The organism is Bacillus sp. z60-11, assembly GCF_046464135.1.
Classification (GTDB): domain Bacteria; phylum Bacillota; class Bacilli; order Bacillales; family Bacillaceae; genus Bacillus; species Bacillus sonorensis_A.
Genome location: NZ_JBIYSN010000002.1, coordinates 514,060 through 528,282, shown reverse-complemented (window position 1 = coordinate 528,282; position 14,223 = coordinate 514,060). Strand labels below are relative to the sequence as shown.

Below are 14,223 nucleotides of genomic sequence, written 5' to 3'. Positions count from 1 at the left end.
CATGGCGGGAAAATAACGCCTAGACAATTATGCGAATGGAGAGACTAATCATGAACAAACAATGGACATTAATTTCTGCACTTATTTTTACTCTGATTGTTGCTGTTTTCGCGGTCATCAATGTCGAGCCTGTCACGGTCGATTTTCTCTTTGGCACAGCTGAATGGCCCTTGATTCTCGTTATTTTGGTATCTGTTTTGATGGGAGCGCTGATTATCGGTTCAGCAGGCGCTTTTCAGATCATGAGGCTGAAAAAAGAGCTCAGGACGCTCAAAAAGGAGGAAATGGAAAAACTGCAACATTCAGATTCTGAAGAGCCTGCATCAGCAGAACAAAAGGATGAAAGATATACGAAATAAATTGAATCCCCTCAGGCCGCTCTAGTATAATAGGGTGGTTGAGGGGTGAATTTATGTTAGCGTCAAAAATGCGTTGGGATGTGAAAACACCCGACAAAGAAAAGGTGGAGCTGCTCTCCGAACAGTTGGGTATCACTCCCCTTGCCGCCTCGTTGCTTGTCATGAGAGGCTACGATACAGCAGACAAAGCAGCTTCATTTTTGTACGGCAAAGATGCTGTCTTTTATGATCCTTATCTGCTTAAAGATATGGAGAAAGCTGTACAGCGAATCAAACAGGCCATTTCAGAAAATGAAAAGATTATGATTTATGGAGATTATGATGCGGACGGTGTGACAAGCACGACTGTCCTCCTGCAGATCTTAAAAAAATATTCAGCTCAAGCCGATTTTTATATACCTGACCGCTTTAAAGAAGGCTACGGCCCGAATGAAGCCGCATTCCGGCATATAAAGGAACAGGGCTATTCACTGATTGTCACGGTGGATACGGGGATTGCCGGTGTTCACGAAGCAGAGGTCGCAAAAGAGCTCGGCATCGACTTGATTATTACCGATCACCATGAGCCTGGTCCGGTTTTGCCTGACGCCTATGCGATCATTCATCCGAAGCAGCCCGGATGCAGCTATCCTTTCAAAGAGCTGGCCGGCGTCGGGGTCGCATTTAAGCTTGCCCATGCTTTGAACGGCGACATTCCTGAGGACCTTCTTGATCTTTGTGCGATCGGAACGATTGCCGATCTTGTGCCGCTTCATGATGAAAACAGGCACATCGCCAAGCTCGGGATGGCCCGGTTTAGAAAGACGAACCGCCCCGGCTTAAAAGCGCTCGCGAAGATTGCGGGAGCCGAGATTCAAAGCGCGGATGAAGAGACGATCGGGTTTCAAATTGCTCCGCGAATCAATGCCGTCGGCCGAATCGTTCAGGCTGATCCGGCTGTTTATCTTTTAAACACAGAAGATGACACAGAAGCCGGGGAGCTGGCTGAAGAAATTAACGCACTGAACAAAGAACGGCAAAAAATCGTCAACCAGATCACAGAAGAAGCGGTCCAAATGATAGAGGACGAGGGTCTGGACCAGTCTGTCATCGTCTGTGCGCGGGCCGGCTGGAATCCGGGCGTTGTCGGGATCGTCGCCTCCAAGCTGGTCGAACGGTTTTACCGGCCGGCCATCGTTCTCGGAATTGATGAAGAAAAAGGGATTGCCAAAGGCTCTGCGCGCAGCATTAAAGGCTTTGACCTGTTTCAAAACCTTTCGGAATGCCGGGATATCCTTCCCCATTTTGGCGGCCACCCGATGGCGGCCGGAATGACGCTCAGCCAGGAAGATGTTCCGCTATTAAGAGAACGAATCAACCGCCAGGCTGAAGCTGTTTTAACAGCGGAAGACTTCATTCCCGTCCAGGAAGTCGACCTTTGCTGCCGATTGGAAGATATTACGGTGGACAGCATCGCAGAAATGAACAAGCTGGCTCCGTTCGGCACGGGAAACCCGAAGCCGTTCGTCCTTGTCAGCGACGCCAAAATTGATGAGGCGAGAAAAATCGGCGCCAATCAGAATCACCTAAAGCTCGTGTTGGCAGACGAAGGGACAAAGCTTGATTGTGTCGGATTCTATAAAGGCGATATCGAAGAAAAAATCGTATCCGGCGCAAACATTTCCATTGTCGGCGAATTGTCGATCAATGAATGGAATAACAGAAAAAAGCCGCAGCTCATGATCAAGGATGCGGCCGTAAACGAATGGCAGCTGTTTGACTTCCGGGGAAAGCGTTCATGGAAAGAAAAAATCTTAAAGCTTGATCCGGCAAAACGGATATTCCTTTGTTTCCGGGAAGAAACGAAAACGACATTTGCGGGAACTGAGCTCGCAGATGAGCTGAGCTTCATCAGCGGGGAAGAGGAGGCAAAGCGTCTCGATCTACATAACCGTTATGCGGTTTTCATTGACACGCCCCAGTCGCTTGAGAGGTTCGACCATGCTGTAAAAGGCAAAAAGCTTGAGCGGATTTATCTGATTTTTCATCAGTCTGACGAGCATTTTTTCTCGACGTTTCCAACGAGGGATCATTTCAAATGGTACTACGCTTTCCTTCTCAAACGAGGCTCGTTTGACTTAGCAAAATACGCCGGAGAGCTTGCCAGACATAAAGGCTGGACAAAAGACACAATTGATTTTATGACAAAGGTGTTTTTTGAGCTCGGTTTTGTTACAATAGAGAATGGTGTTTTATCTGTTAAATTCGATGCCGCGAAGCGGGATTTAACAGAATCTGACACTTACCGTGAAAAACAGCGCCTGATTGAATTGGAGCAAAAGCTCGTCTATTCTTCGGCGGACGAGCTCAAACAGTGGCTGAATAAGCTGATGGGCGAAAGCGCTGAAGCTTATGAAAGTATGAGGAGGACATGAAACAGATGGATTTGAAGAAGTATGTGACAATTGTGCCGGATTACCCGAAGGAAGGCGTACAATTTAAAGATATTACGACATTGATGGATAAAGGGGACGTCTATCGCTATGCGACAGATCAAATTGTGACCTATGCGAAAGAAAAACAGATTGATCTTGTCGTCGGCCCTGAAGCGAGGGGATTTATCATCGGCTGTCCGGTTGCTTACGCTCTTGGCGTGGGATTTGCACCGGTCCGCAAAGAAGGCAAACTGCCGCGGGAAGTCATTAAAGTCGACTATGGTCTGGAATATGGAAAAGATGTCCTGACCATCCATAAAGATGCCATTTCACCTGGCCAGCGCGTCTTGATCACAGACGATCTTTTGGCGACCGGAGGGACGATTGAAGCGACAATCAAGCTTGTTGAAGAGCTCGGCGGCGTCGTTGCCGGAATCGCCTTTCTGATCGAACTGACATATCTTGAAGGAAGAAATAAACTGGACGGATATGATATTTTAACCTTGATGCAATACTAAACAAATTTTATACTATAAAAAGCACTCATAAAAGCGGGTGCTTTTTTCCTATTCGTTAAAATGTTGCGGACCGGTGTGTCCTTTTCAATTTCTTCTCTTTACATCTGTGACATTTTTCTTGATAATAATTACAATACAGTTTTCAATATAAAAAAGGTGATTCCATGGCGAACGAACAAGTATTAACTGCTGAGCAAGTCATTGAAAAGGCAAAGTCTTACCTTTCCGATGAACATATAGCTTTTATCCAAAACGCGTATCGATATGCGGAAGACGCGCATCGCGAACAGTACCGAAAATCAGGTGAGCCGTACATCATCCACCCGATTCAGGTGGCGGGCATTCTCGTCGATTTGGAAATGGACCCTGCCACCATTGCGGGAGGTTTTCTTCACGATGTGGTGGAGGATACGAGCGTCACGCTTGAAGATTTAAAAGAAGCGTTTAACGAAGAAGTCGCGATGCTTGTCGACGGCGTCACAAAACTGGGGAAAATTAAATATAAATCACAGGAAGAACAACAGGCGGAAAATCATCGGAAAATGTTTGTGGCTATGGCTCAGGATATCCGCGTCATTTTGATCAAGCTGGCGGACCGCCTTCACAATATGAGAACGCTCAAGCATCTGCCGCAGGAAAAGCAGCGCCGGATTTCAAATGAGACGCTGGAAATATTTGCTCCGCTGGCTCATCGCCTTGGGATTTCGAAAATAAAGTGGGAGCTTGAGGATACCGCATTGCGGTATTTGAATCCGCAGCAGTACTACCGGATCGTCAATTTGATGAAGAAAAAGCGGGCCGAAAGAGAATTGTACGTCGAAGAAGTCATCAATGAAGTCAAAACCCGCGTCGAAGAGGTCAACATTAAAGCCGACTTCTCCGGACGGCCGAAGCATATTTACAGCATCTACAGAAAAATGGCCATGCAGAACAAGCAATTCAACGAAATCTATGACTTGCTCGCAGTGCGGATCCTTGTCAACAGCATTAAGGACTGCTACGCGGTACTGGGCATTATCCATACATGCTGGAAGCCGATGCCTGGCAGGTTCAAGGATTACATTGCGATGCCGAAGCCGAACATGTACCAATCCCTGCATACGACCGTCATCGGTCCGAAAGGAGATCCGCTGGAGGTTCAGATCAGGACGTTTGACATGCATGAAATCGCCGAATACGGGATCGCGGCGCACTGGGCATACAAAGAAGGCAAGGCCGCGAATGAAGAGTCAAGCTTTGACAAAAAGCTGTCTTGGTTCCGCGAGATTCTGGAATTCCAAAATGAGTCGACCGATGCCGAAGAATTTATGGAATCTCTTAAGATCGATTTGTTTTCCGACATGGTGTTCGTCTTTACGCCAAAAGGCGACGTCATTGAGCTTCCCTCAGGCTCTGTACCGATCGACTTTTCATACCGCATTCATTCGGAAATCGGCAACAAAACGATCGGCGCCAAAGTAAACGGCAAAATGGTCACGCTTGACTACAAGCTGCGCACGGGAGATATCGTTGAAATTTTGACGTCTAAGCATTCATACGGACCGAGTCAGGACTGGATCAACCTTGCCCAAACATCTCAGGCGAAGCATAAAATTCGCCAGTTCTTCAAAAAGCAGCGGAGAGAAGAGAATGTCGAAAAAGGCAGGGAGCTTGTCGAAAAAGAGATTAAGAACTTGGATTTTGAAGTGAAAGATGTGTTAACACCTGAAAATCTTCAAAAGGTCGCGGACAAGTTTAATTTTTCCAATGAGGAAGACATGTATGCGGCTGTCGGCTATAACGGGATTACAGCCGCACAGGTCGCCAACCGTCTGACAGAAAAAGAGCGGAAGATGCGCGATCAGGAAGAACAGGTGAAAAGCGTTCAGGAAGTAACGGTCGAATCGAAGCCTTACCAAGGGAAAAAACGCGAAGCAGGCGTACGCGTGAAAGGTGTCGAGAACCTTCTCATCAGGCTTTCCAAATGCTGCAACCCGGTTCCGGGAGATCCGATTGTCGGTTTCATTACAAAAGGTCGGGGTGTATCGGTTCACCGCGAAGACTGTCCGAATGTGATGACAAGTGAAGCGCTCGACCGCCTCATTCAGGTGGAATGGGAGCATGAACGGCAGACGCAGCAGAGAAAGGAATATAATGTCGAGATCGAAATCCTCGGCTACGACCGCCGCGGGCTCTTGAATGAAGTGCTTCAGGCCGTAAACGAAACGAAAACGAATATATCATCCGTTTCCGGAAAATCGGACCGCAATAAAGTAGCCACCATTCATATGGCCATTTTCATACAAAATATCAATCATTTGCACAAAGTGGTCGAGCGGATTAAGCAAATCAAAGACATTTATTCCGTACGCAGGGTGATGAATTAGGGGGAAAAGGTCATGAAATTGGTTGTGCAACGCGTGACAGAGGCAAGCGTCTCAGTAAACGGCGAGACGGTCGGCAAGATCGGGGCCGGCTTGATGGTGCTTGTCGGCGTCACACATGATGACACAAGTGAAGATGCCGCATATTTAGCGGAAAAGCTCGTCAATCTGCGAATATTTGAGGATGACGGCGAAAAAATGAATCTTTCTCTATTGGATGTTGGAGGCTCGGTTTTGTCGGTCTCTCAATTTACACTGTACGGAGAGACGAAAAAAGGGAGGCGCCCGAATTTTACTAAGGCGGCGAAGCCGGATACGGCGCTTCAATTGTACGAAGAGTGGAACAGCCTTCTCCGGGAAAAAGGCGTCACTGTCGAAACGGGCAGGTTTGGGGAAATGATGGATGTCAAATTGACGAACTCCGGCCCGGTTACATTTATCATGGATTCAAAAGCGTAAAAAAGCTGCCAAATGGCAGCTTTTTTTAGTCGAAATAATGTTCAAGTCCGCTTCTGATCCCGTCCGTCACCCGTTCACGGTAAGCGTTTGTGCTGACGACCGCTTCTTCCTGCGGATTGCTTAAATAGCCGAGTTCTAACAGGGCAGCCGGCTGCTGATTTTCCCTCAACACAAAATAATCGCCGAACAACACGCCGCGGCTTTTCAGAGGCGAGTGTTTTTCGATTTCAGACTGGACGTCTGCGGCCAGCTTCTGATCTTTAGACGTACTGTAGTAATAAGCCGTGTTACCATTTACAGATGAATTGGCGATACTATCATAATGAATGCTGATGAATGCATCGGCATTTCGATAATGAGAGGTCGCAACACGCGACTGAAGGCTGACGAAGGTGTCGTCATTGCGCGTCATGTAGACGTTAACCCCATCGGCTTTGAGCTTGGCGGCGAGAAGATTCGCCGTTTTTATGGTCAGCCTCTTCTCAAGCGTCCCCCGCGTTCCGATTGTTCCGCTGTCATGTCCGCCATGTCCGGCATCAATCACAACCGTTTTGTTTTGGATAGAACCGTTTGAATCCGAACGTTTTGATGAGGGAGGTGAAGGGATGTCCAAATCTCCCGCTGAACTTGATCCATCAGACGTCTGAACGACCCAGCTGGCGACATAAGCCGTGTTACCGTTTGACAGCGTAATTTCATACCAGTCCGCTTTTTCGCCTGTAATCGGGTAGGACTCGCCTTTTTCGGCGCGTTCGACAATCGGCGAGGAAGTCGAAGCATCGCTGCGAATATTTGTTCCTTCGTACACGATGGTGGCTTTCTGTTTAGCATCGGATGCGGCGCTTGTTTCTCCATCGCCCGTGTTCTCTTTATGATCCTCTACAATATAGTGGCTTGCTGCCCAGCCCTTTTGCCCGTCAAACTCGATTTCATACCATCCGTGCTGTTCATCTATAATCGTCACGTCTGTGTTCCGTTTCAGCGTAGCGATGATTGTTCCTTGATGGGAAGCATCGCTGCGGACATTTAGAATGGAGACTCCGACTGTGCCTGTTTTAGATGAAGTATTTGTACCTGATGATTGAGCTGTTTTTTGCTCTGAACCATCTTGTGTGACATAATCGGAATGAACCCATCCTGTTATATTTTGATAGGAAATCTTCATCCATTTTCCATCGATTTTTAATACATCAGCCTGTTCACCTTGAGGGAAAGTGCCTTGGACTTCATATGAAGTGCCGGGCCCTTTTCTGATCCTCAAATCAGATGCGGAAGATGTCACCTTTCCGCTTGTGGATTCAGATCCGCCGGAGCTTTGAGCTTTTTTCTGAATCAGCCAATCGACAACCCAGCCTTTTTGACCGTTGTTCAACTGGATTTGCACCCAGTCCCCTTTTTCTTCGAGGATCGGATAGCTTTCATTCCGGCTGACGACGCTGATGATCTCGTGGCTCAATCCCGGACCGCTTCTGACGTTGATTTCATCGGTGGCGATCACGGCTTCCCCGATCGCCGCCGACGCGGTGCCGGACGGTGTGAAAATGGCCGCAGGAGCTGCCAGCATGATCGACAGGATCAATATTGCGCTTTTTTTCATATTGATTCTCCATCTCCTCCTTTCAGTAAGAAACTTGGAACAATACTTCTTTCTTTATATCGTATATTCCTTGGAGATTTTTTAATAAAATGAAAATGATTTGTTTATACTATAGAAAAAAGATTGCAAAAGGATGTTGCGATATGAGGTATAATCAAAGGATGGGTAAAGCGATCCATGAGCTGGATGCGAATCTGCATCTTAAGGATGATGCCGATCCCGAGCACATAGGCTTCCTTGAAGAAACAGCAACAGAGCTGGGTCTGACATCAAAAGAATCACTAAAGAATAAAAAGAACCGTCATTAGGGTTGACATGGAAACAGAACCTTCGTATTATAATATAAATTGGTATACATATGAGTTGAACTGAAGATGGAGAATAGTAGGTAAGAGTACGTGAAAAGAGAGGAACCGCCCTGGGCTGAAAGCGGTCTGCACGGTATCTTATCCGAATGAACACTCCGAAGGTTTCCCGCTGAAAACTAAGGTCGAAAAAGACAGGTGATTAGGCGGAGGACGTGAGCCTGCGTTAAAGGTAAGAAAAGCGGGAACTGTAAAAAGTTCCAACTAGGGTGGCACCACGGGTATAACTCTCGTCCCTACTATTGGTTTTATAGTAGGATCGGGGGTTTTTTCTATTTTACATATAAGAAAAAGGTATTTTGAAGAGGAGGCTTTACAAATGGGATTTAATATTCCAAGGGGAACGCAGGATATCCTCCCCGGAGAATCAGAGCGCTGGCAATATGTAGAGAAGATTGCGAGAGAGACGTGTCATGCGTATCAATATAAAGAAATCCGGACGCCGATTTTTGAACATACAGAGCTATTTTCACGCGGTGTGGGAGAATCGACTGATATCGTTCAAAAGGAAATGTATACGTTCGCTGACAAAAAGGGGAGAAGCCTGACGCTCCGTCCCGAGGGTACGGCTTCTGCAGTCCGTTCTTTTGTTGAAAATAAACTGTTTGCAAATCCTGTCCAGCCGACAAAGCTGTATTATATCGGCCCGATGTTCCGCTATGAAAGGCCGCAGACCGGACGCTTCCGTCAATTTTATCAATTTGGCATCGAAGCGATCGGTTCAAGCGATCCGGCGATTGATGCGGAAGTCATTGCGCTGGCGATGAGCGTGTACAAAAAAGCTGGTCTGCGCAATTTGAAGCTCGTCATTAACAGCCTTGGCGACAAAACGAGCCGGGCAGCTCACAGAGAAGCGCTGATCGATCACTTCGAACCGCGCATTGATGAATTTTGCGGCGACTGCCAAAAGCGTCTCAAGCAGAATCCGCTGCGGATTTTAGACTGCAAAAAGGACAGAGATCATGAGCTGATGAAAACGGCGCCGTCCATTTTGGAATATTTAAACGAAGAGTCAAAAGCTTATTTTGCAAAAGTGCAGCAATACTTAACAGACATCGGGATTTCGTTTGAAGTGGATCCGAATCTCGTCAGAGGACTTGACTACTACAACCATACAGCTTTTGAAATCATGAGTGATGCGGAAGGCTTCGGAGCCATCACGACGCTTGCCGGCGGAGGGCGCTATGACGGGCTGACCGAGGAATTCGGCGGACCGAAAGCGCCGGGCATCGGCTTTGCGATGAGCATTGAGCGCCTGCTTGCCGCACTGGATGCTGAAAATGTAAAAGTCGGAGCGGATGAAGGCATTGACTGCTATATCGTCACACTTGGCGACAAAGCCAAAGACTATTCCGTATCCCTTCTCTATAAACTGAGAGAAGCGGGGATATCCGCTGAAATCGACTATGAACAGAAAAAAATGAAAGGCCAGTTTAAAGCCGCCGATCGCCTCAATGCGAAATATATCGCTGTTTTAGGCGAGGATGAACTGAACCAAAATCAAATGAATGTCAAAGATGCGAAAACAGGAGATCAACAGGCCATTGGCCTTGATGAATTCATCCGTTTTTTGAAAACAAACACTGAAAGTTAAAGGAGAGGACCGCTTTGTTTGGACGAACGTATTATTGTGGCGAAATAACGGAGAAGGCGATCGGAGAATCCGTCGTTTTAAAAGGATGGGTTCAAAAAAGACGCGATCTCGGAGGCTTGATTTTTATTGATTTGAGAGACCGTACCGGCATTGTGCAGGTCGTATTTAATCCAGACGTTTCCAAAGACGCCCTGGAAACAGCTGAAAGCATCCGCAGCGAATATGTGCTTGACATTACAGGCAAAGTCGTTGCCCGTGAAGAAGCAACAGTCAATCCGAACTTGAAAACCGGAAGGATCGAAATTCAGGCGGAATCCGTCGATGTGCTGAGTGCGGCTAAAACGCCTCCTTTTGCGATCAGCGACCAGGCTGCAGAAGTATCTGAAGACATCAGATTGAAGCACCGCTATCTCGACTTGCGCCGTCCGGAGATGTTCAACTCCCTGAAAATGCGCCATAACGTCACAAAAGCTGTCCGCCGCTTTTTGGATGACAACGGCTTTCTTGATATTGAAACGCCTGTTTTAACAAAAAGCACGCCAGAAGGCGCGCGCGACTATCTTGTGCCGAGCCGTGTGCATGAAGGGGAATTTTATGCGCTTCCGCAATCTCCGCAAATCTTTAAGCAGCTCTTGATGGTGTCAGGGTTTGACCGCTATTATCAAATCGCCCGCTGCTTCAGGGATGAGGACCTGCGCGCCGACCGTCAGCCTGAGTTTACGCAAATCGATATCGAAATGTCGTTTATGAGCCAGGAAGACATCATGAAGCTCTCAGAAGAAATGATGGCGCATGTGATGCGTGAAACGCACGGCATTGAAATCTCGCTTCCGCTTCCTAGAATGTCGTATGAGGATGCCATGAACCGATACGGCTCAGACAAACCGGATACGCGCTTCGGCATGCTTTTGACGGATGTGTCAGAAGCAGTGAAGGATTCGGACTTTAAAGTGTTCGCTTCAGCCGTGGCGAACGGAGGAGCGGTCAAAGCGATCAATGTTAAAGGTGCCGCTGCAAACTACTCTCGCAAAGATATCGATGCGCTTGGAGAGTTCGCTGCAAACTATGGAGCAAAAGGGCTGGCTTGGCTGAAAACAGAAGCGGATGGACTTAAAGGACCGATTGCGAAGTTTTTTGCCGGCGAAAAACAGGAGGCGATTGTTCAGGCGCTTGACGCCGCAGATGGGGATCTGCTTCTCTTTGTGGCCGACAAGCTCGAAGTCGCCAATGACGCGCTGGGAGCGCTTCGTTTAAAGCTTGGTAAAGAGCTGAACCTGATCGATGAAAGCTTGTTTAACTTCTTATGGGTTGTCGACTGGCCGCTTCTTGAGTACGATGCTGAGGAAGGCCGCTACTATGCCGCGCACCACCCGTTCACAATGCCTGTCAGGGAGGATCTCAAGCTGATCGAGACGAACCCGCAGGACATGAAGGCGCAGGCTTACGATCTTGTCCTAAACGGCTATGAACTTGGCGGCGGTTCGATCCGTATTTTTGAAAAAGACGTTCAGGAGAAAATGTTTGGCCTTCTCGGCTTTTCAGAAGAAGAAGCGAAGGAGCAATTCGGGTTCCTGCTCGAGGCTTTTGAATACGGGGCTCCTCCGCACGGCGGTATTGCGCTCGGTCTTGACAGGCTGGTGATGCTGCTCAGCGGCCGTACGAATTTGAGGGATACGATCGCATTTCCGAAAACGGCCAGCGCAAGCTGCCTGATGACCGAAGCGCCAAGCGAGGTCGACAACGCTCAGCTTGATGAGCTGCACCTGGAAATTAAACACAAAATTCGACAGTAAATTGTAAAATATACGGCTGTACATCCCATTGAAAATCAAAGGGACGTATGATATCATTTTTAACAAATAAAGTCCTGATGTGTTTGTTGTACACCTAGTTTTGACCGAACATTTTTTTACTTGGGAGTTCGACGTTTTCAAATGGAGCAAACGCCTCTTATCACTCGGGTGCTAAAGAGGACTTGCAAAGTTTGGAACAGAACACCCACCTGCCGAGAGCGGGATCAAAACGAAGGAATGCGACAACGGCACAATCGGGACTTTTTTTGTGCGGAAAAAAGGCGGTTTTTAAGCCATACATAGGATAATGTATGAGACGGAACGAAAAAATATGAAAAAGACTGCTTGTTTAATCACCCGATTGTGTTAAGATACTATCGGTAATTGTATATAAAGATGGAGTGAGGTTCTTGTTACATCAGTTTTCACGCAATGAATTAGCGATTGGCAAAGAAGGATTGAATATTTTAAAAAACAGCACGGTTGCCGTTTTAGGCATCGGCGGGGTCGGCTCATTCGCGGCCGAAGCGCTCGCCCGTTCTGGAGTCGGCCGGATCGTCATGGTCGATAAAGATGACGTTGACATCACGAATGTCAACCGTCAGCTCCCCGCTTTGCTTTCAACGGTCGGGCAGCCGAAAGTGGACTTAATGAAAGCGAGAATCGCCGATATTAACCCGGAATGCGATGTCGTCGCTTTAAAAATGTTCTATACCGAAGAGACGTATGAGCAGTTTTTTGCTTATGAACCGGATTATGTGATCGACGCTTCAGATACGATTCATTATAAGATCCATTTGATGAAAGAGTGCCTCAAGCGGAACATCAGCATCATTTCGAGCATGGGTGCGGCCAATAAGACGGATCCGACAAGATTTCAGGTGGCCGATATTTCAAAAACGCATACGGACCCGATTGCGAAAGTGGTGCGGACAAGGCTGAGAAAAGAAGGGATTACAAAGGGTGTCAAAGTCGTGTTTTCTGACGAAAGCCCGATCGTCATCCGCGAAGACGTCCGCAAAGAAGTGGGCAATGACGAAGCGAAAATCCGCAAAGCGCAAATGCCGCCGTCTTCCAACGCTTTCGTCCCGTCCGTCGCCGGCTTGATCATGGGCGGCCATGTGGTCATGGAGCTTTTGAAAGATATTCCGATCAAAAGGGTGAAAGATAAATAAAGCAAAAAGGACAGCAGAGGTGCTGTTCTTTTTGTCATTTTAAGAGGAAAAGCTTCAGAATGCGTAGCGCACACTTGGACGGTACTTGCCAAGTGCCAATCTTTTGAGGCGTTTGACGAGTATTTCGTTCATCGATAAAAGAAATGGAGAGATAGGCGTCCCGCAACACCGTCCGCTATATTTAAAGGCCTGACTCAGCAGGCCTTTTGTTATTTCTTTTTCATCAAATTATCGTAGATCTGCTTTAACGCCAGTTCAAACTTCCCTGTCTGTTTCGGCTGATAATACACTTTGTTTTTGAGAGGATCGGGCAGGTACTGCTGTTCGACCCAGCCGTTTTCGTAGTCATGCGGGTATTTGTAATCAACACCTCTGCCAAGCTCTGCCGCTCCTTTGTAGTGCGCGTCTTTTAAATGCTTTGGCACATCGCCGATTTTTCCCGCGCGGATGTCGCTAAGAGCCTCGTCAACAGCGAGAATCGCCGAGTTTGACTTGGGCGACAGACATAGTTCGATCACGGCGTTTGCCAGTGGAATGCGTGCTTCCGGGAAGCCGAGCCGCTCTGCCGTTTGAATCGCCTGGAGCGTTCTTCCCCCGGCTTGAGGGCTGGCAAGGCCGATGTCTTCATAGGCGATGACGAGCAGCCGCCGGGCGAGGCTTTCTAAATCCCCCGCCTCAATCAGCCGCGCCAAGTAATGGAGAGCGGCGTTGACGTCAGACCCTCTGATCGATTTTTGAAAAGCGGAGATTACGTCATAATGGGCATCGCCATCTTTATCATGTGTAAAGCTTTTTTTCTGCAGACACTCCTCCGCAATGTCCAGTGTGATGTGAATCGTTCCCTCACCGTTTTCCTTTGTGGACAGGACGGCAAGCTCCAAAGCGTTCAGCGCGGAACGGACATCTCCGCCGCAGCCTGCGGCGAAATGGTCAAGCGCTTCTTCATCGATTTTGACGTCATATGTGCCTAAGCCCCGGTGTTCGTCTCTTAATGCACGTTTGATGGCCGCTTTTATCTGTTCGGAACTCAGTGGATGAAGCTCGAAAATCTGCGTTCTGCTTCTGATCGCGGGATTGATCGCATGATATGGGTTCGCTGTTGTCGCACCGATCATGATGATCATGCCGTTTTCCAAATACGGCAGGAGGAAATCCTGCTTGCCTTTGTCGAGCCGGTGGACCTCATCCAGTATTAAAATCACCTGCCCGGACATTTTTGCTTCGGCAGCAACGGCTTCCATGTCTTTTTTGTTATTGATCACGGCGTTCAGCTTCCGGAAGGCGATGCTTGTGCTTCCGGCAATCGCGGTCGCGATCGATGTTTTTCCGATTCCCGGAGGGCCGTATAAAATCATCGATGAAAGGTGTTTTGCCTGTACCATCCGGTGAATGATTTTTCCTTCTCCTACGAGATGATCCTGGCCGAGAATGTCTTCTATTTTGGTCGGTCGCATACGAAATGCCAATGGTTTCATGAATAATCTCTCCTGAATGTATTCTTTTTATAGAGTAACGGAAAAAAGACGATTAGAAAAGAAATGAATATGGCAAGCTGAACATATGGGCTGAAAATGAAAGTTTAAATA

General features: G+C 47.7%; 11 protein-coding genes, 1 other RNA gene and 1 other annotated feature. Of the genes, 10 read left to right on the top strand and 2 right to left on the bottom strand.

Features of this window, described 5'->3' with window-relative positions; all coding sequences use genetic code 11:
• The first annotated feature begins 50 nt into the window (after window positions 1–50).
• From ACINLD_RS09515 to dtd, 5 genes are all read left to right on the top strand, one after another.
• Window positions 51–359: a lipopolysaccharide assembly LapA domain-containing protein gene (locus ACINLD_RS09515; RefSeq protein ID WP_026588082.1), complete on the top strand. Its 309-nt coding sequence runs from the start codon at window positions 51–53 to the stop codon at window positions 357–359.
• A 53-nt stretch (window positions 360–412) separates the two neighbouring features.
• A complete protein-coding gene (recJ, locus tag ACINLD_RS09510; protein WP_409444579.1) occupies window positions 413–2,773 on the top strand; it encodes a single-stranded-DNA-specific exonuclease RecJ in 2,361 nt (786 codons plus the stop codon).
• Between the two features lie 5 nt (window positions 2,774–2,778).
• Complete coding sequence (locus ACINLD_RS09505) at window positions 2,779–3,291, top strand: adenine phosphoribosyltransferase (RefSeq protein WP_026588080.1); 513 nt, start codon at window positions 2,779–2,781, stop codon at window positions 3,289–3,291.
• A gap of 164 nt (window positions 3,292–3,455) precedes the next feature.
• Window positions 3,456–5,657, top strand: coding sequence for a RelA/SpoT family protein (locus ACINLD_RS09500; RefSeq protein WP_026588079.1), 2,202 nt, complete (start codon window positions 3,456–3,458; stop codon window positions 5,655–5,657).
• Window positions 5,658–5,669: 12 nt separating this feature from the next.
• Window positions 5,670–6,113, top strand: coding sequence for a D-aminoacyl-tRNA deacylase (gene dtd, locus ACINLD_RS09495; protein WP_026588078.1), 444 nt, complete (start codon window positions 5,670–5,672; stop codon window positions 6,111–6,113).
• Window positions 6,114–6,138: 25 nt separating this feature from the next.
• Here dtd and ACINLD_RS09490 read toward each other — a convergent pair whose 3' ends face one another.
• Window positions 6,139–7,710 (bottom strand): SH3 domain-containing protein, encoded by a 1,572-nt coding sequence (locus tag ACINLD_RS09490; RefSeq protein WP_026588077.1) that lies wholly within the window; start codon window positions 7,708–7,710, stop codon window positions 6,139–6,141.
• A 143-nt stretch (window positions 7,711–7,853) separates the two neighbouring features.
• Between ACINLD_RS09490 and ACINLD_RS09485 the strand changes: the two genes are divergently transcribed.
• The 5 genes from ACINLD_RS09485 (at window position 7,854) to ACINLD_RS09465 (ending at window position 12,637) form a co-directional block, all read left to right on the top strand.
• A complete protein-coding gene (locus ACINLD_RS09485) occupies window positions 7,854–8,018 on the top strand; it encodes a YrzK family protein (protein WP_163170565.1) in 165 nt (54 codons plus the stop codon).
• Window positions 8,019–8,072: 54 nt separating this feature from the next.
• Window positions 8,073–8,316 (top strand) — a binding site (T-box leader).
• Between the two features lie 78 nt (window positions 8,317–8,394).
• Window positions 8,395–9,669, top strand: coding sequence for a histidine--tRNA ligase (gene hisS, locus ACINLD_RS09480; protein WP_409444580.1), 1,275 nt, complete (start codon window positions 8,395–8,397; stop codon window positions 9,667–9,669).
• A gap of 14 nt (window positions 9,670–9,683) precedes the next feature.
• Complete coding sequence (gene aspS, locus ACINLD_RS09475) at window positions 9,684–11,462, top strand: aspartate--tRNA ligase (protein WP_026588075.1); 1,779 nt, start codon at window positions 9,684–9,686, stop codon at window positions 11,460–11,462.
• A 68-nt stretch (window positions 11,463–11,530) separates the two neighbouring features.
• A non-coding RNA gene (gene ssrS / locus ACINLD_RS09470) (6S RNA) lies at window positions 11,531–11,727 on the top strand.
• A gap of 145 nt (window positions 11,728–11,872) precedes the next feature.
• Window positions 11,873–12,637, top strand: coding sequence for a ThiF family adenylyltransferase (locus tag ACINLD_RS09465; protein WP_077736332.1), 765 nt, complete (start codon window positions 11,873–11,875; stop codon window positions 12,635–12,637).
• Window positions 12,638–12,846: 209 nt separating this feature from the next.
• Here the strand turns inward: ACINLD_RS09465 and ACINLD_RS09460 are convergent, their stop codons facing one another.
• Window positions 12,847–14,112 (bottom strand): replication-associated recombination protein A, encoded by a 1,266-nt coding sequence (locus ACINLD_RS09460; RefSeq protein WP_026588073.1) that lies wholly within the window; start codon window positions 14,110–14,112, stop codon window positions 12,847–12,849.
• Window positions 14,113–14,223: the final 111 nt, after the last annotated feature.

What these genes read in the sequence shown, in the direction of transcription:
- ACINLD_RS09515 (WP_026588082.1), top strand. Translation starts at nt 51, where the DNA reads ATGAACAAACAATGGACATTAATTTCTGCACTTATTTTTACTCTGATT.
- recJ (WP_409444579.1), top strand. Translation starts at nt 413, where the DNA reads ATGTTAGCGTCAAAAATGCGTTGGGATGTGAAAACACCCGACAAAGAA.
- ACINLD_RS09505 (WP_026588080.1), top strand. Translation starts at nt 2,779, where the DNA reads ATGGATTTGAAGAAGTATGTGACAATTGTGCCGGATTACCCGAAGGAA.
- ACINLD_RS09500 (WP_026588079.1), top strand. Translation starts at nt 3,456, where the DNA reads ATGGCGAACGAACAAGTATTAACTGCTGAGCAAGTCATTGAAAAGGCA.
- dtd (WP_026588078.1), top strand. Translation starts at nt 5,670, where the DNA reads ATGAAATTGGTTGTGCAACGCGTGACAGAGGCAAGCGTCTCAGTAAAC.
- ACINLD_RS09490 (WP_026588077.1), bottom strand. Translation starts at nt 7,710, where the DNA reads ATGAAAAAAAGCGCAATATTGATCCTGTCGATCATGCTGGCAGCTCCT.
- ACINLD_RS09485 (WP_163170565.1), top strand. Translation starts at nt 7,854, where the DNA reads ATGAGGTATAATCAAAGGATGGGTAAAGCGATCCATGAGCTGGATGCG.
- hisS (WP_409444580.1), top strand. Translation starts at nt 8,395, where the DNA reads ATGGGATTTAATATTCCAAGGGGAACGCAGGATATCCTCCCCGGAGAA.
- ACINLD_RS09460 (WP_026588073.1), bottom strand. Translation starts at nt 14,112, where the DNA reads ATGAAACCATTGGCATTTCGTATGCGACCGACCAAAATAGAAGACATT.